This is a genomic window from Cytophaga aurantiaca DSM 3654 (assembly GCF_000379725.1).
Taxonomy (GTDB): domain Bacteria; phylum Bacteroidota; class Bacteroidia; order Cytophagales; family Cytophagaceae; genus Cytophaga; species Cytophaga aurantiaca.
In genome coordinates, this window is record NZ_KB903634.1 from 14000 (window position 1) to 30657 (window position 16658).

Here is a 16658-nt window from a genome sequence, read left to right on the forward strand (position 1 = left end):
GGGTTTTAATTTAGAAAAGAGAAAATATAAATACTATCTCTACCGATTTGATAGACAAATTAAAACAGAATTAAAACAAAATCAAAGGAGTTATTACAAAATATTTTTCTGTTCCAGTTGTTCGAGTGTTGTATTATCCAATATTTCTATGGTTGCATCCCGAACTTGCATAAATAAATTCCGTATTTCACAAGTTTTCTCGTCAATACATTCGTCGCAACGGCGATATGCCATTTTGCTCACACAAGGAATTGGAGCCAAAGGACCGTCAATAATTCTGACTACGTTACCTATAATAATTTCAGAAGGTTTTTTCCCAAGAAGATAACCACCTTCTTTCCCTCTTTTACTTTGTAAAATACCTTGTTTTTTAAGTTCCAGAAGAATCTGTTCTAAAAATTTCTTCGGAATACCTTCTTTTTCAGATATTTCAGCTATTAGTATGGTGCCGGTATCTGAGTTTTTTGACAGAAAAAGTAATGCCTTAAGTGCGTATTTAGCTTTTTTGGAGAGCATGTGATATTAAACTATGTGCCTATAATTATATTCAAGTATAGCCATTTATAAAGATTCAAGCAAAAAGATTCAAATAATACAATACAATACTTTCTAAATAGAGGTAAATTTCGTAATTTTAACCTGCAAATAAGTAACCGAATATAAATTATTTGCGATGCTATCTGACTCATCAAAATTTGCAGGCGAAGCGTTAACCTACGACGACGTCCTTTTAATCCCAGCGTATTCTGAGGTTCTTCCTCGTGATACCAACACTTCTACCTATCTTACCAAAACCATTAAATTAAACATTCCTTTAGTTTCGGCCGCAATGGATACCGTAACTGAATATGAAATGGCTATTGCTATGGCTCATGAAGGAGGTTTAGGGTTTATTCATAAAAATATGTCCATCGAAAAACAGGCCGAACAGGTAAGACGTGTGAAACGTTCTGAAAGCGGTATGATCATGGACCCTATTGTACTTCAGGACGACGCATTGCTAAAAGATGCGCTTAAGATCATGAAAGATTTTAAGATCGGAGGTATTCCGGTTTTAGATAAAAACAAAAAACTGGTTGGTATTTTAACAAATCGCGATTTGCGTTTTCAGAAAAACGTAAACAAACCGATTTCCAAAATCATGACAGCGGCCAACCTGATTACCGCTCCTGAAGGCATTGATCTACTTAAAGCGGAAGAAATCCTTCAGAAATATAAAATTGAAAAGCTTCCGATCGTAGACAAACAAGGCAAATTAAAAGGTCTTATCACCTACCGTGATATTCTTAAAAAGAAAGATAGACCTATGGCTTGCAAAGACGAGTTCGGCCGTTTACGTGTTGGTGCTGCTGTTGGTGCAACAGCGGATGTAATGGACCGAATCGAAGCACTTGTTAAAGCTGGTGTAGATGTAGTAAGTATCGATACAGCTCACGGGCATTCTAAAAATGTTATTCAAGCTGTTCGTGATATCAAAAAGAAATTCAAAACATTACAGCTTATTGCAGGTAACGTAGCAACAGCTGATGCTGCAAAGGCATTGGCCGAAGCCGGTGCCGATGCTGTTAAAGTTGGTATTGGACCGGGTTCTATCTGCACAACACGTATTATTGCCGGTGTTGGTGTCCCACAACTATACGCTGTATACGAATGTGCTAAAGCATTGCAAAAATATAAAGTGCCGGTTATCGCAGATGGTGGGATCCGTTTCTCAGGTGATGTTTGTAAAGCAATCGCTGCAGGTGCAAGCACCATTATGATTGGCTCACTGGTTGCAGGTACAGAAGAAGCTCCAGGCGAAGTAATTATTTACGAAGGAAGAAAATTTAAAACATATCGCGGCATGGGTTCTTTAGAAGCAATGGAAGATGGATCTAAAGACCGTTATTTCCAGGATGCAGAAGAAGATAGCAAAAAACTTGTGCCGGAAGGTATTGTTGGTAGAATTGCATACAAAGGCAAGGCATATGAAGTTGTATATCAATTAATCGGCGGACTTAAAGCTGGCATGGGCTATTGCGGTGCCAAAGATATTGAAGCAATGAAAAAAGCAAAGTTTTTGAAAATTACCGCTGCAGGTGTGAAAGAAAGCCACCCGCACGATGTACAGATCACACGCGAAGCTCCAAATTACAGCAGTAGATAATCTCATCTGTCTTAACACTACATTGTGAATCTAAAAAATCTAAGAAATCTATATTTTATGTTGGCTATCGTCAGCTGGTTATTAATACTGGCTGACGATATTACCGTTATAAAATATACACAATCCTTTATCCCTTTATACTTCTCAGATATTATTGTTAACATACTATTAAGTACTTTTTTTCTTTTTACATTTTTAGGATTTAAAGTTGAAATAGGCTCTAAACGTACAGGGCATTTTAACGACTTGCTATGGCAAGTATTCATCACAGGGGCAATCACGGTGTTGATCTCATTAATCATTAAATCCGTTGGTCTGTTCAGTCAGAACGATATCTTTTTTAATGATCCGCTCATATCCAACGTACTTTATCACATCAATATAGGTATCATAACTATTTTCCTTGCCAATGGATTTTATGTATGGAAAAAAATGATCCTCTACCAAAAAACAAAACGAACAGATGTTGTTTGGCATATCTTTGAATACCTGACCTTGCTGAGTGTTGTCAGTAATTTCTTTTCATTCGACATTACAGACCCTTTGTTTCTGGCCTTCTCATCCCCTCTTACCATTCTGGGGTTAGTGTCTGCATTCAATTTGAAATGGGTTGCCTTTTTAAGTTATAAGCAAAAATGGCGCAGCATATTATTGCTAAGTCTAATCATCATTATTAGTTTATCCTTCCTTGAACGGATTTACGAACACCACATTACAAGCAGCTTACTGATTGACCTTGCTGAAAATGTTTTCATTCAGGCAATCTTCGGATTTATGTTACTGAATTCAATTGTTTCGCTTTTAGTATTGCTTTTCAATTTACCAACGTCTTCCGTGTTCGAACAAAAATTTGGAGAAGTAATGCTTTTCCAAAAATTACACCAATCCCTGCAGGTTGGTGAAAAGGAAGAGGATATGTACGACATGCTCGTGAGCAGCAGTATGACAACCGTTATGGCAGATGCTGCCTGGCTAGAGATCAGAGATAACAACGGCGGACTGAAAGCTTTTAAAAATAGCGCAATTGATGAATACGATGTTTTTGAAATTAAAAAAGCACTTCGTAAAAATCAAATAAACATTACATCCGAACCTCAATACATAAAAGACATTTTATCGTATCAGCATACAGATAAAATAAAACATTTAGGGTTTAAATCCTTTCTTCTTATTCCATTAACTTCAAATAACCAATTGATCGGCACGTTGGTATTATTGAAGAATCTGCACGATGGCTTTGACAAGGAAATGGTTGATATCATTTTTACGTTTGTAAGTCAGGCATCGATTTCAATCAAAAACTTCAGGCTTATGTCTGACGCCATTCAGACAGAGCGTTATCAGGAAGAATTAAAAATTGCGAAAGATGTACAAAGAAGTTTGTTGCCTACTTCTATGTATCTAAATAATTCAATTGAATTAAGTGTGTACTCAAAAGGTGCGAAAGAAGTTGGAGGTGATTATTACGATTCTTTTGAATTATCTCCAACACGTTTTGCAATAACAATTGGTGACGTTTCCGGTCATGGTACAAGTGCAGCATTTCATATGGCACAAATGAAAGGTGTTTTTCAAAGCCTTATCACACTTGACTTACCTGTAGATGAATTTATGACACATGCCAACAACGCAATTGGTCGTTGTCTGGAAAAAAAGAACTTCATTACGCTAAGTTTATTCATCATTAATACAGAAACACAAACCATTGAATACGCTCGCGCAGGACACTGCCCAGCAATTTTAATCGATGGACAAAATCATACAGCTTCGTTTTTAGATGGCAAAGGCTTAGGTTTAGGTTTAAGCAGAAATGGCACCTACAAAAAACACATTAATAAGTATGAATTGTCATATAAAACCGGTGACGTATTAATACTTTATACAGATGGTTTAGTGGAGGCTCATAATAGCTCAAGAGACGAGTATGGCTACGATCGCTTAAAACAATTAGGTATAGAAAATGCTCAAAACAGCCCGAAACAACTTATTGATACAATCATCGAAAATGTTCAGCACTTTAGCGGAAGCACCCAGTTTGAAGATGATTGTACCTTGCTGATTTTAAAATTTAGTTAATTATAAATATTTTTAATACATTATACCTACCTAATTCAAATTTATGCGTATAACAACTGTCAAGGAAAATGAATTTTATATAATTGGAATAGAAGGCGACTTGGACGCAAGCTCAAGTATACAACTAGACCAAGCCATTGAAGAAGCTGTTGCTAATAAGGAATCAAAAATAATTGTTGATTGTTCTCAGTTAGAATATATCTCTTCAGCAGGTTTAGGCGTTTTTATGTCATACATTCATGATTTTCAAGAAAATAACATTTCACTTGTATTATGTCAATTAAGCGAAAAGGTTCGGAATGTTTTTCAGATCTTAGGCTTAGATGAACTCATAAAAATTGTTGGGACAAAAGAAGAAGCAAAAACAAATTGAATAATAAAATTAAAATAGTTCGTAAACCGGAAAACCTGAAGACTGTGCGAGATTTTGTAAGCACAACCCTTCAGAGTATGTCTGTGCCAGACCCTGAAATTAATATGATGGTTTTGGCAGTGGATGAGGTATGCGCAAACAGAATTCTCCATACTCCTAGCAACCCATCTGAAGCGTATAATAATATTGAACTTGAAATTCAAAACGACAATAACAATTTCACTTTTTTAATTCGTGATACAGGAGATCCGTATGATATAAATACGCATGAATCACCTGATATTCGGAAATTAATTGCAGAAAAACGTAAAGGAGGAATTGGTCTTCTTTTAGTTAAAAAAATCATGGATTCGATTGAAATATCAAGATCTGAACCCTATACCGTATTATTGCTCCGCAAATCACTTAAGTTTGTCTAAGCGCTTTTTTCCTTAGCAAAAAACACCTAATTTGTATTGAAATTCGAACTGCAAATACCATAACAGGGATTCGAACGTTCAACTTTTATCTAAAATTTATTTAATCCGATTTATGAGATTACCCTTATGGATTACGGCAGCTTCATTGTCGAGCTTGCTGATCTACAGTTGCGTAACAGGAAAAACTGCTACATCCTCTTCTAAAAAATCTACACAGGCCGCTCCAGAGCCTACTATTCTAACAATAGGCAAAGAAAATATTCCTACGAAAGATTTTGCTTATGTCTATGACAAAAATAACGGCAAAAGCGCTGATGCCTATACAAAAGCAAGTCTTGAAGAATACCTTCAATTGTATACAAAATTTAAATTGCGTGTCATTGAAGCTGAATCTCTTGGTTTAGATACTACTCAGGCATTCAAATTAGAATTAGCCGGTTATGAAAAACAGTTGGCTCAACCCTACTTAACAGAAAAAGGCGTTACAGATATGCTTGTTGAGCAGGCCTACCAACGCATGAAAGAAGAAATCAGAGCGAGTCACATTCTTATTCTTTGCTCTCTTGAAGCTGATCCCAAAGACACGCTTATTGCTTACAATAAGTTGATCGTCCTTAGAGATCGTGCAAACAAAGGAGAAGATTTCGGTCAATTGGCTGCGCAGTACTCAGAAGATCCTTCTGCCAAAACGAACAAAGGCGACTTAGGCTATTTTACAGCATTAGCAATGGTATACGAGTTTGAAGACGCTGCCTATACAACTAAGGTGGGAAGCATTTCAAAGCCTGTCAGAACGAAATTTGGATACCATCTGGTGAAAGTTGTAGACCGCAGACCTTCTCAAGGACAAATTCATGTGGCTCACATCATGGCCAGATACAGTGCAGGGATGAGCAAAGAAGATTCTGTTGCTGCAAAAAATAAAATCGACGAGATTTATAAAGAACTACAAGCTGGCAAGGACTGGAATATGCTTTGCAATGAATTTTCGGACGATGCAAATTCTAAACCAAAAGGCGGAGACCTACAGTGGTTTTCAACCGGAAAAATGATTCCTTCTTTTGAAAATGCAGCCTTCACGCTAACTACTCCGGGGCAATATACCACTCCGGTTCAAACTCCCTATGGATGGCACATCATTAAGCTTATTGAGCGTAAACCTCTGGGTACATTTACAGAACTTGAGCCAAGTATCCGTGCGCGCGTTACAAAAGACTCGCGTTCAGATTTAAATAAAAAAATGCTTATTGCCCGCCTGAAGAAAGACAATAATTTTATCGAAAATCCGAAAGGGATAGAGTACGCAATCAGTAAAGCTGACAGCAGCTTGCTAATAGGCAACTGGTCATTTCAGCAAAACGAAAAAAACAAAGCAACCTTGTTTACAATTAACAAAGAGAAATATTCTGTAGAAAATTTCTTTGCCTATGTTTTCGAAAATCAAACGGCTGTTAAAAACAGTTCTCCTCAGGTGTACATGAGAAATATCCTGTATACTAACTTTGTAAATTCTTCTTTGATTGCTTATGAAGAAGCGCATTTATCTGAAAAATATCTGGATTACAAAATGCTTTCAAAAGAATACCACGACGGCATTCTTTTGTTTCAAATGATGGAAGAAAAAGTATGGAACAAAGCTTCAACAGACACCGTTGGATTAAGAAATTTCTATACTCAAAATGCTTCTAAGTATACATGGGGAGATAGAGCGCATGCATACATTTTAAGTGCATCAGATCAGGCGACGCTTGATAAAGTAGCAGTAGACTTTAAATCTGCTTCTTATTTGGTTAAAGAACAATCATTCGAAAATATTGGCTTTGATAAAAATAATGCTGCGATAAACAAAGCAGGCAAACTTCAACTGGACAAGGCGATTCAATTGCTTCGCAAAGATGTTCATTACTCATTATCTGTTCAACTTAGCAGAGACCACAGCGAACAAAGTACAATATCTGCACACCGCAAAGATTCAATTCTTACATACATTACAAAAGCAGGAATTAAAGCTGATCGGATCACCGTTACATTTGCTGCCATTCCTCCTGCCCGCAAGACAGAAGCGCAGCGTCAGGCAGACCGTTTTGCAAATATTCAACTCTTCACTTCTTCTAAAAAATATTTAGAAAACATTTACAATACAAAAACGGCATTAACCCTTCAGGAGTCGGAAGGTATGTATACAAAAAACGATAATGAATTGATTAATAAATGTAATTGGGCGGTTGGAAGCTATACCTTTATTCATAATAATAGATATTACCTGGTTGTTATTGACCGGGTTGACGAACCTAGGAATAAGACCTTCGAAGAATCCAGAGGTTTGGTAATTTCTGATTATCAAGGTTATTTGGAAAGTCAATGGATCGACGAACTAAAGAAAAAGTATCCTGTTGTAGTTAATGAAGCCGAACTTCAGACACTGATAAAGTAATTAAAAAAAGGGCTTAAGCCCTTTTTTTAATTTAGTTGTACTATTCAAGGCAATATCCCCCTGTTTCATATACAGTATTAGGACAAGCCAGCGTTTATAAATATATTTACAGATAGATATAGCACCATTATTCATGCTTTTAAGAATTATTTTCGTTTTTGCAGTATTTATTACTCAATTCCATATTGCATCTGCGCAGCAACAAGTAATCGACAAAATTGTTGCTAAGGTTGATAATCAGATTGTGTTAAAATCTGAAGTAGAGATTTCCTATTTACAATTCATGCGCAGCCCTGAAGCCCAGATGATGCAAACAACAGACGATGTTAAATGCAGAGTATTGGAGTCGCTTATTATTAATAAAATGATGCTCGCAAGAGCTGTTATGGATTCTGTAACAGTTGAAAAAGATATGATCTACGATCAGATCGATCGCAGAATGGATTACTTTATTCAGCAATTTGGTACCGTAGCAAAATTAGAAAGCTATTACAATAAGACAATTGATCAGCTGAAAGAAGATCTATACCCGCAGATCCGCGATCAAATGGTTACTCAAAAAATGCAGAACAACATTACTTCCGGCGTAACAATTACGCCAAACGATGTAAAGAAGTTTTTCAATAATCTACCTGCAGATTCCCTTCCTTATTTTTCTTCAGAAGTTGAGATCGGACAGATCGTACGTTTGCCTGAGGTGAATAGAAAAGATCAGTTGGCTTTCAAACAAAAACTGGAAGAAATCCGTGCCAGAATCATGAATGGTGAAGACTTTTGCAGATTGGCAAAACAGTTTTCTCAAGATCCGGTTTCAGCAAAAAACTGTGGCGAGATCGGCTTCTTTAAAAAAGGTGAACTTGTTCCGGAATACGAAGCGGCAGCGGCCAAACTACAGCCTGGACAAACATCTCAGGTAATTGAGTCGCAATATGGCTTTCACATCATTCAGCTTATTGAACGCAGAGGCGTTGAATACAACACAAGACACATATTAATTAAGCCTGCCAGTTCAACGAAAGATTTAGTTGCAGCTACCGCATTTTTAGATTCTATCCGTAATCAAATATTGATCGATAGCATCTCTTTTGCAAAAGCAGCAAAACTTTATTCGGCTGACAAACAAACTGCATATAACGGCGGTATGTTTACAGATGAGGAAACAGGTGGTACCCGTATTGCACAGGAAGATTTGCAGCCTGCTGTTTTCTTCGTTATTGATACAATGACCGTTGGTGATGTTTCTATGCCAACGAAATTCACTATGGAAGATGGCACCGAAGCTATACGGATTATTTTCTATCAAAAGAAAATACCTGCACACCAGGCAAACCTCATAGACGATTATCAAAAAATTTATGCTGCTGCCCTTGAAGAAAAAAGAAACAACGCTGTGAACGAATGGTTCGATAAAACAAAGTCAAAAGTGTTTATTGATATCAACGATGAATATAAGCAATGTGAAATAATGATTACTCAACAATAATGGCAACAAACCGAAACGACGTTGATTTAGCCAACGAAATGAATGCGGCTTATCAACAACTTTTTTCTGAAATTAAAAAAGTAATTATTGGACAGGATGAAACAGTCCGTCAGGCTTTAACCGCAGTTTTTTGTCAAGGTCACTGTTTATTAGTAGGTGTACCAGGTTTAGCAAAAACCCTTTTGATCAATACCATTGCTACAACATTACAGCTGAGCTTCAAACGCATTCAATTCACACCGGATCTTATGCCCAGCGACATTCTGGGATCTGAAACATTAGATGCAAACAGAAATTTTGTTTTCAATAAAGGAGCAATCTTTGCCAATATCGTATTGGCAGATGAGATCAACCGTACGCCTCCAAAAACTCAGGCAGCTTTATTAGAAGCCATGCAGGAGTACTCTGTTACGGTTGCCGGACATACATACCCGTTAGAGAAACCATTCTTTGTATTGGCAACTCAAAACCCGATCGAACAGGAAGGTACTTATCCATTGCCCGAAGCGCAATTGGACCGCTTCATGTTCAATCTTATTTTAGATTATCCGGATTATGCATCTGAAGTTGAAATTGTAAAAAATACAACGTCAGGTATTACAACAAAATTGAATTCGATTTTGAATGCAGAAAAAATTATGGAATACCAGCAACTGGTTCGCAGAGTACCTGTTCCGGATAATGTAATTGAATACGCTGTCAAACTGGTTCATAAAACACGTAAGGATGGCACTGGCGCGCACGAATGGGCTAAGAAGTATCTTGACTGGGGATCTGGACCAAGAGCCTCTCAGAACCTTATTATTGCCGCTAAATGTGCCGCTATTCTGAACGGAAAATATTCGCCGGATATTGAAGACGTACAAGCTGTAGCTTTACCTGTACTTCGCCATAGAATTGTACGCAATTTTAAAGCAGAAGCCGAAGGCATCACTACAGATGATATTATTAAGAAATTGTTGTAAGCTTCATGCAGAAAGCCTAACGCTAAAAGCTTAAGGCGCTCAATTGCTGACATACGATATAACCATTCAAAGAGGTGTAATTATGAAAGTGATTATACCTCTTTCTATTTTCAATTCTTAGTACCAAATACTCTGTGCTTTTTTCTTGTCTAGAAACTAGTACCTAGCAACTGGAAACCTTTAGACCACTGTTTACTGACCACTATATGGCCCTTGAAATTGAACGTAAATTTTTAGTTGATCATACACAATGGAATGCGCTGACAAAGCCTGTTCCCAATTACCTCATCCAAGGCTATCTGCACAGCGAACCCGGCAAGACCATACGTGTGCGTGCAACGAACGACAAAGGTTTTATAACCATTAAAGGAAAAAGTAGTTCCGATGGATTGTCGCGCAGCGAATTCGAATATGAGATTCCTAAAAAAGATGCGGTCGATCTTCTTGAAAAATTCACAACAAAAACAATTGAAAAGAATCGTTATGAAATAACGATTGACGGTAATGTTTGGGAAGTAGATGTGTTTGAAGGCGCGAATGCAGGCTTGATCGTAGCAGAGATCGAATTAGAAAGTACGGAGCAATCCTTTACGAAACCGGATTGGGTGCGAGAGGAAGTAACCTCTGATTTCAGATATTTTAATTCTGCGTTGATTGAAAATCCGTTTATGAACTGGTAATATTTACAAGGCTTCTGAAAAAATATTCGATCTTATAATAATAAAAATGCCTGAAAGAAATTCCTTTCAGGCATTTTTATTATGTAGTTAGGTGTGTGTTACTCATCCAATACTCTTACTTCTGTTCTTCTATTCTTAGCCTTATTAGGAGCGCTATCATTTGGTACAAGAGGTTTAAATTCCCCATATCCTTTTGCTTGAATACGCTCAGGATTCAGCCCCATTTTTATCAGATAGTTCATTACAGATTCAGCTCTGTTCTGCGACAAAATTAAATTAGCCTGCGAATCTCCATCACTATCTGTATGGCCTGCAATCTCTATTTTCATATTGGGGTTCAACTTCAGCGTATTGTATAAATTGTCAAGTGCATATGTACACTCGGGCTTAATGTCCCACTTGTTTACATCAAAATATACATTGTCCAATGTGAAGATTCGGGCAAAATCACGTATCAGTTTTATTCGTATTTCCTGATCAAATGAATAGCGCCCTTTCTCAACTGGCAGATGTAAATGTTCATGAAAAGGAAAGTCTGTTCTGAACTTATATACAACCATTGAATAGGTTTTTCCTTCAGTTAAAAGCATGTAACACTTTCCTAAAATATCACTTACCCCTTCTTTCGTTATCGACTTGTCGTGTGTTGTTACAACCAACTTCGCATTTTCAATTGGCACACTATCCAGATCTGTAATAATGAATGTTACCAATACCGAATCTTCGGTAGACCTCAGTGTATTTATAGTTTGTGCATTACTTGAAATAGCTGCATAAAGCATTGTAAAAAAGACCAGATAAAAGTATCTCTTCATAATATATAACAGTTAAAAACAGGTAGTTGGTTTATTCAATATACAAATAAAAAATAAACAAACAGCCCATTTAATAAATAAGACGAATATCAAAAAGAATAGTAATCGTTTAGATTAAGTCTTTTTAATCAATCGGGCCATGAAATAGCCATCTCCACCTTGTGATGGATAAACGGTCTGCTTCTTTTCCAATTCAAATTGCTTATTTACTGCTAAAAACTTTTCTATTTGCGTATCATTTTCCGATGGCAAAATGCTGCAGGTTGCATACACAAGTACGCCACCCGACTTAACCATCATAGAATATTCCTGAATAATATCTTGCTGTAGTTGAACAAGTGTGTCAACGCGTTCTTTTGATAATTTCCACTTATCATCCGGGTTGCGACGCAGCACGCCAATACCGCTACAAGGCACGTCCAACAATAAGAAGTCCGCACTGTTTTTTAACGAAGCAATTGTACCCGTTGTAATTGCTTTTGTTTTAACAATATCTACTCCTGCACGTATTGATCTACGCTCCAACTCTTTTAACTTTGGTGCCTCAATATCCATAGATACGATCTGCCCTTTGTTTTTCATCAATGCGGCAATATGCAGCGACTTCCCTCCTGCTCCTGCACAGGCATCAATCACTTTCGCACCAGGTATTGGATTCAGATAATGCGCGATTGCCTGAGAACCGGCATCCTGCACTTCATACATACCGTTTAAGAAGGACGCTAACCGCTGCATCGGTTTACGCTCTGTAAGTTTTAACGTTTCAGGATATACACCAAAAGTCTTGGCTTCGACACCTTCTTTTTGCAGAGTATCAATAATTTGTTTAACATTTCCTTTTAATGTATTGGCACGAATAAAAACATCTGCTTCTTTATTTAAAACAGTAAGCTCTTTCTCCCAGGTTCCTTTTCCCAATTCATTTACACAAAGTTCATCCATCCATTCAGGGATTGAGCCTTCTACAGCCCGAATAAGGGCTGCCTGGGCAACTCTTTCTTTATAAGCTGAACCTTTTATAGCAACAGGCAAAGGTGTTTCTAAATCGCTCCCATAGGCTTCGAATAAATAAACAGACAACACTTTTTCAAAACACACTTCATCCTGCTCAGTTGTTTCAGCAATGTACAAGTAGCGTTTCCACCAACGCACAATCGTATAGATTGAGCCTGCAATAAATCGTCTGTCACGTGATCCCCACTTCGGATTGCTTTGTAGAAGATTCCGTACAATATCATCCGCATATGCTCCATCTGAAAAAATCTTCTTTAAAGATCCGGTAACGGCCGAAAGAATGTTTGAGTGAAGTTTCATATGTGTTGAGAAATACTGATTAATGGAGAAAGAATTAAAATGCCATCCCACAGCAGCATACTTTCGGTTATCGTTATTATATTCTTTATTCGAATAAAAAATACAAGAATTGTCAATTGTAGAATTGTTGCAACTTTAAATGAGGTATGCAAATCCAGAAATAATAACTGAATGCAAATTGCAACCGCAAACAAATTACACAGAAGTGTAAGATTTGTATAACCTCCTGTTTTGTCTGCAAGATTGCTTATTTTAAAATTTATTTTTCCTGAATAGAGATCTCTGTATTCAAACAATTGAGTAATAAAAGCAAATAAGCAAAACCTTACCACTGTAAATAGAATAGCGTCTGGCTCAAGTAATAAGTTAAACTTTGCTGTTGTTAATGGCAGCACTACCGTTACAACAGTCCATACTAAAGCCAATACAATGCTTTTAAGTAAGGAGTAATTTTGAATAAAGTTGATGCCTTTTTTATTTACACGCATAATGATGCGTTCATAAAAAAGCCAGATGCAACCTGCTAAAACAAGTACGCTCCATTGTGAGATAGAGAAATATCGAATGCAGATATAAATACTTCCGAAAAAGCCTATCAACGCTGTGGTTGCTACAATACCATAATGCTTGCTGGCCCAACTCGTCAATTCGGTTGTTTGTTTTTTAGAATGTAATGCAAGCAGTGTGTGTGTATTATATGTAAACAAGGTTGCTGCAGCGGAAAAACAAGCGAAAGGATAATATTCTAATGGTATTGAAAAAAAGAGCACACACTCCATCGTTAGCAATAATGAAATTACTGCCAACCATAAATGCAGATATAAAATGTATTTCACCATATGCGCATAAACAAACAATGGTCCCGATCCCGATAGCTATCGGGATCGGGACCATTCTGTATGAATTATAATTTCAGGAATTAGTTGCTTAATGCTTCTGCACCACCAACAATTTCCAGAATTTCTTTTGTAATAGCAGCCTGACGGGAACGATTGTACGTTAACTTCAATGCTTTCAACATTTCCTTCGCATTCTCAGTTGCTTTGTCCATCGCAGTCATACGAGCACCATGTTCAGAAGCATTTGATTCAAGCAGGTATTTGTAGAATTGTACCTTTAATGATTTCGGTATTAATTCTTTTACAATCTCAACTTTTGAAGGCTCAAATATGAAATCAATTTCAGCGTCTGCATTCTTCACAGCTGACAACTCCTGACTTTTAATTGGCAAGAATTGTTCTGTACGAATAACCTGTGTTGCTACATTTTTGAATTCATTATAAATAACTTCTACACGATCGTACTGACCATTTAAGAACGCTTTCATAACATATTCAGATGCCGCTCTTGCTGTATCAAAACTTAAGTTCAGGAATAGCCCCTGATAATCCAAGTTTGTATTTTCACCACGTTTTGTAAATGCTTCAGCACCTTTTTTCCCGATGCATAAAAAGTCTACCTTTTTATCCGCCGCAAGTACAGGATACTTTTCTTCTACAAATGCAATCGCTGTCTTTACGATGTTTGAGTTGAATGCGCCAGCCAAGCCTCTATCAGATGTTATAATAACAACCAGAGCCTTTTTGATTTCTCTTTCTTCAGCATATACATTGTCTGCGCCATCTTCAAGCGATGCAGAAATGTTATGAAGAATACCGTTCAACTTTTCAGCATACGGACGAATCTTCATTGCTCTATCCTGAGCTCTTCTCAACTTCGCTGCAGATACCATTTTCATGGCCTTTGTGATCTGCTGCGTAGAATTTACAGAAGCTATTCGATTACGTACCTCTTTTAAGCTAGGCATAAATTATTTAGAATATTTTACAGCAACTTCTTTTGCTACTTTTTTCAATACTTCTGTGATCGCGTCGTCTATTTTACCAGACTTGATTTCTTTCAACGTGTCTTTGTGAGATGTTCTCAATGTCGTTAAGAAATCTTTTTCGAAATCACGAACTTTATTAACCAATACACTATCCATGAAACCGTTTGTAGAAACATAAATTGTTGCTACTTGCTCTTCAACAGATACCGGAGAAAAGGCTGCTTGTTTTAAGATTTCAAGGTTTCTTCTACCACGTTCGATTGTTAATTTAGTAGATGCATCCAGGTCAGAACCAAACTTAGCAAATGCTTCCAATTCTCTGAATTGTGCTTGATCTAACTTTAATGTACCTGCTACCTTTTTCATTGATTTGATCTGAGCATTACCACCTACACGAGATACAGAAATACCTACGTTGATAGCCGGACGAACACCAGAGTTGAATAAGTTGATCTCTAAGAATATCTGACCATCCGTAATAGAAATTACGTTTGTAGGGATATAAGCAGAAACGTCACCAGCTTGTGTTTCAATGATTGGCAATGCAGTTAATGAACCGCCACCTTTAACAACGCCTTTTAAAGATTCTGGTAAATCATTCATAGCTGCTGCAATTGCATCAGATTTGTTGATTTTAGCAGCTCTTTCTAACAAACGGCTGTGTAGGTAGAATACATCACCTGGGTATGCTTCACGTCCCGGTGGTCTTCTTAATAAAAGAGAAACCTCACGGTAAGCAACTGCTTGTTTAGATAAATCATCATAAACAACTAAAGCCGGACGGCCAGTATCACGGAAATACTCACCAACTGCAGCGCCTGTGAATGGAGCGAAATATTGCATCGGAGCAGGATCAGAAGCAGTAGCAGCAACTACCACTGTATAAGCCATTGCGCCATATTTTTCAAGAGTGCCAACAATACCTGCAATCGTAGATGCCTTTTGACCACATGCTACATAAATACAGAATACAGGTTCGCCTCTATCGTAGAATTCTTTTTGATTAATGATTGCATCCAATGCAACTGTTGTTTTACCAGTCTGACGGTCACCGATGATCAACTCACGTTGGCCACGACCGATTGGAATCATTGCATCGATTGCTTTGATACCAGTTTGCAATGGTTCTGTTACCGGCTGACGATAAATAACACCCGGAGCTTTACGTTCCATCGGCATTTTATATAATTCGCCAGTGATCGGGCCTTTACCATCAATTGGATTACCAAGTGTATCTACTACACGTCCCAACATTCCTTCGCCTACATTTACGAATGCAATTTGTTTCTTCCTTTTAACTGTAGAACCTTCTTTGATAGCACTGTATTCACCTAATAAAACGGCACCAACATTGTCTTCTTCAAGGTTCAATACCATTCCTTTTAAGCCACCTTCAAATTCTAATAATTCTCCGGCTTGAGCCTTTGTAAGGCCGTAAATACGAGCAACACCATCACCCACTTGAAGAACTGTACCTACTTCTTCCAATTGAGCTTCGGTTAAGGAATTGGATAACTGCTGTCTTAATACTGCAGATACCTCATCTGGTCTAACGTCTAGCATATATGATAATACTTAGTAATTTATAACTTGTTGTGTAAATTTATTCTTAATCGAGTGCAGCTTTGTGCGAACAGTTTCATCAACTTGTAAATCATCCATTCTTAAAACAAAACCTCCCAATATGGATTCGTCTAATTTTTCGATCAATTCAACTTTGCTTGCTTTAGAAGCCATGATTGATTTGAAATTAGCACGTTGTTCATCATTTATTGGATGTGTAGTTGTTACCTCCACAATTTTAATTCCCAACTTCTCTCTGTATTGTTTTTGAAACTCTGAAGAAATTTCAAACACAACATTCTCTCTATATTTTTTAGTAAGCAATGCCAATAAAGACATTGTAAACGGACTTACTTTGCTTTCAAATAATGCACGTAAAATTGCAGCTTTCTTCTCACCCTGAATAATTGGATTTTTCATAACAGCAACTAATTCATGATTCTGTTTGAAAACAGATTCAATGCCTTTCATGTCGCTATTCGCCTGATCCAATACTCCTTTTTCCGCTGCAAGATCTACCAGCGATTTTGCATATCGATATGCTACTCTCGTTTCTTTCATG

Annotated in this window: 15 protein-coding genes; 8 read left to right on the forward strand and 7 right to left on the reverse strand. The window is 37.2% G+C overall.

The features are described from left to right. Positions 1-93 precede the first annotated feature (93 nt). Entirely contained in the window at positions 94-516 is a 423-nt protein-coding gene (locus A3EE_RS0109140) for an RrF2 family transcriptional regulator (protein ID WP_018343143.1), read from the reverse strand. Positions 517-673: 157 nt separating this feature from the next. Between A3EE_RS0109140 and guaB the strand changes: the two genes are divergently transcribed. The 8 genes from guaB to A3EE_RS0109185 all read left to right on the forward strand — a co-directional run bounded on the left by guaB (position 674) and on the right by A3EE_RS0109185 (position 10576). Beyond that, positions 674-2146 (forward strand): IMP dehydrogenase, encoded by a 1473-nt coding sequence (guaB, locus tag A3EE_RS0109145; RefSeq protein ID WP_018343144.1) that lies wholly within the window; start codon positions 674-676, stop codon positions 2144-2146. A gap of 57 nt (positions 2147-2203) precedes the next feature. Then, complete coding sequence (locus tag A3EE_RS0109150; RefSeq protein WP_018343145.1) at positions 2204-4222, forward strand: GAF domain-containing SpoIIE family protein phosphatase; 2019 nt, start codon at positions 2204-2206, stop codon at positions 4220-4222. A gap of 43 nt (positions 4223-4265) precedes the next feature. Next, positions 4266-4595: an STAS domain-containing protein gene (locus A3EE_RS0109155; protein WP_018343146.1), complete on the forward strand. Its 330-nt coding sequence runs from the start codon at positions 4266-4268 to the stop codon at positions 4593-4595. After that, on the forward strand, positions 4592-5014 hold the full coding sequence (locus tag A3EE_RS0109160) for an ATP-binding protein (RefSeq protein WP_026209699.1): 423 nt from the start codon (positions 4592-4594) through the stop codon (positions 5012-5014). Before A3EE_RS0109155 ends, A3EE_RS0109160 begins: the two co-directional genes overlap by 4 nt. A 112-nt stretch (positions 5015-5126) precedes the next feature. Then, positions 5127-7448 (forward strand): peptidylprolyl isomerase, encoded by a 2322-nt coding sequence (locus A3EE_RS0109165; RefSeq protein ID WP_018343148.1) that lies wholly within the window; start codon positions 5127-5129, stop codon positions 7446-7448. Between the two features lie 133 nt (positions 7449-7581). Next, positions 7582-8931, forward strand: a complete 1350-nt coding sequence (locus tag A3EE_RS0109175; RefSeq protein ID WP_018343150.1) for a peptidylprolyl isomerase — start codon at positions 7582-7584, stop codon at positions 8929-8931. Next, complete coding sequence (locus A3EE_RS0109180) at positions 8931-9896, forward strand: AAA family ATPase (protein ID WP_018343151.1); 966 nt, start codon at positions 8931-8933, stop codon at positions 9894-9896. Before A3EE_RS0109175 ends, A3EE_RS0109180 begins: the two co-directional genes overlap by 1 nt. A gap of 206 nt (positions 9897-10102) precedes the next feature. After that, positions 10103-10576, forward strand: a complete 474-nt coding sequence (locus A3EE_RS0109185) for a CYTH domain-containing protein (protein ID WP_018343152.1) — start codon at positions 10103-10105, stop codon at positions 10574-10576. 98 nt (positions 10577-10674) lie between these two features. Here A3EE_RS0109185 and A3EE_RS0109190 read toward each other — a convergent pair whose 3' ends face one another. The 6 genes from A3EE_RS0109190 to atpH form a co-directional block, all read right to left on the reverse strand. Then, a complete protein-coding gene (locus A3EE_RS0109190) occupies positions 10675-11391 on the reverse strand; it encodes an OmpA family protein (RefSeq protein WP_033417766.1) in 717 nt (238 codons plus the stop codon). A gap of 114 nt (positions 11392-11505) precedes the next feature. After that, positions 11506-12705 carry an RsmB/NOP family class I SAM-dependent RNA methyltransferase gene (locus A3EE_RS0109195; RefSeq protein WP_018343154.1) on the reverse strand — a complete coding sequence of 400 codons (1200 nt, stop codon included), beginning with the start codon at positions 12703-12705 and terminating at the stop codon, positions 11506-11508. Beyond that, complete coding sequence (locus tag A3EE_RS0109200; RefSeq protein ID WP_018343155.1) at positions 12702-13544, reverse strand: hypothetical protein; 843 nt, start codon at positions 13542-13544, stop codon at positions 12702-12704. The genes A3EE_RS0109195 and A3EE_RS0109200 overlap by 4 nt, the downstream gene beginning before the upstream one ends. A gap of 80 nt (positions 13545-13624) precedes the next feature. Continuing rightward, positions 13625-14512 (reverse strand): ATP synthase F1 subunit gamma, encoded by an 888-nt coding sequence (atpG, locus tag A3EE_RS0109205; RefSeq protein ID WP_018343156.1) that lies wholly within the window; start codon positions 14510-14512, stop codon positions 13625-13627. A gap of 3 nt (positions 14513-14515) precedes the next feature. Then, positions 14516-16096 (reverse strand): F0F1 ATP synthase subunit alpha, encoded by a 1581-nt coding sequence (gene atpA / locus A3EE_RS0109210; protein ID WP_018343157.1) that lies wholly within the window; start codon positions 16094-16096, stop codon positions 14516-14518. A gap of 12 nt (positions 16097-16108) precedes the next feature. Further along, complete coding sequence (gene atpH, locus A3EE_RS0109215; RefSeq protein ID WP_018343158.1) at positions 16109-16657, reverse strand: ATP synthase F1 subunit delta; 549 nt, start codon at positions 16655-16657, stop codon at positions 16109-16111. Position 16658: the final 1 nt, after the last annotated feature.

Excerpts from the sequence above, each read along its gene's own strand:
- A3EE_RS0109140 (WP_018343143.1), bottom strand. The coding sequence starts at position 516 with ATGCTCTCCAAAAAAGCTAAATACGCACTTAAGGCATTACTTTTTCTG.
- guaB (WP_018343144.1), top strand. The coding sequence starts at position 674 with ATGCTATCTGACTCATCAAAATTTGCAGGCGAAGCGTTAACCTACGAC.
- A3EE_RS0109150 (WP_018343145.1), top strand. The coding sequence starts at position 2,204 with ATGTTGGCTATCGTCAGCTGGTTATTAATACTGGCTGACGATATTACC.
- A3EE_RS0109155 (WP_018343146.1), top strand. The coding sequence starts at position 4,266 with ATGCGTATAACAACTGTCAAGGAAAATGAATTTTATATAATTGGAATA.
- A3EE_RS0109165 (WP_018343148.1), top strand. The coding sequence starts at position 5,127 with ATGAGATTACCCTTATGGATTACGGCAGCTTCATTGTCGAGCTTGCTG.
- A3EE_RS0109175 (WP_018343150.1), top strand. The coding sequence starts at position 7,582 with ATGCTTTTAAGAATTATTTTCGTTTTTGCAGTATTTATTACTCAATTC.
- A3EE_RS0109180 (WP_018343151.1), top strand. The coding sequence starts at position 8,931 with ATGGCAACAAACCGAAACGACGTTGATTTAGCCAACGAAATGAATGCG.
- A3EE_RS0109185 (WP_018343152.1), top strand. The coding sequence starts at position 10,103 with ATGGCCCTTGAAATTGAACGTAAATTTTTAGTTGATCATACACAATGG.
- A3EE_RS0109190 (WP_033417766.1), bottom strand. The coding sequence starts at position 11,391 with ATGAAGAGATACTTTTATCTGGTCTTTTTTACAATGCTTTATGCAGCT.
- A3EE_RS0109195 (WP_018343154.1), bottom strand. The coding sequence starts at position 12,705 with ATGAAACTTCACTCAAACATTCTTTCGGCCGTTACCGGATCTTTAAAG.
- A3EE_RS0109200 (WP_018343155.1), bottom strand. The coding sequence starts at position 13,544 with ATGGTGAAATACATTTTATATCTGCATTTATGGTTGGCAGTAATTTCA.
- atpG (WP_018343156.1), bottom strand. The coding sequence starts at position 14,512 with ATGCCTAGCTTAAAAGAGGTACGTAATCGAATAGCTTCTGTAAATTCT.
- atpA (WP_018343157.1), bottom strand. The coding sequence starts at position 16,096 with ATGCTAGACGTTAGACCAGATGAGGTATCTGCAGTATTAAGACAGCAG.
- atpH (WP_018343158.1), bottom strand. The coding sequence starts at position 16,657 with ATGAAAGAAACGAGAGTAGCATATCGATATGCAAAATCGCTGGTAGAT.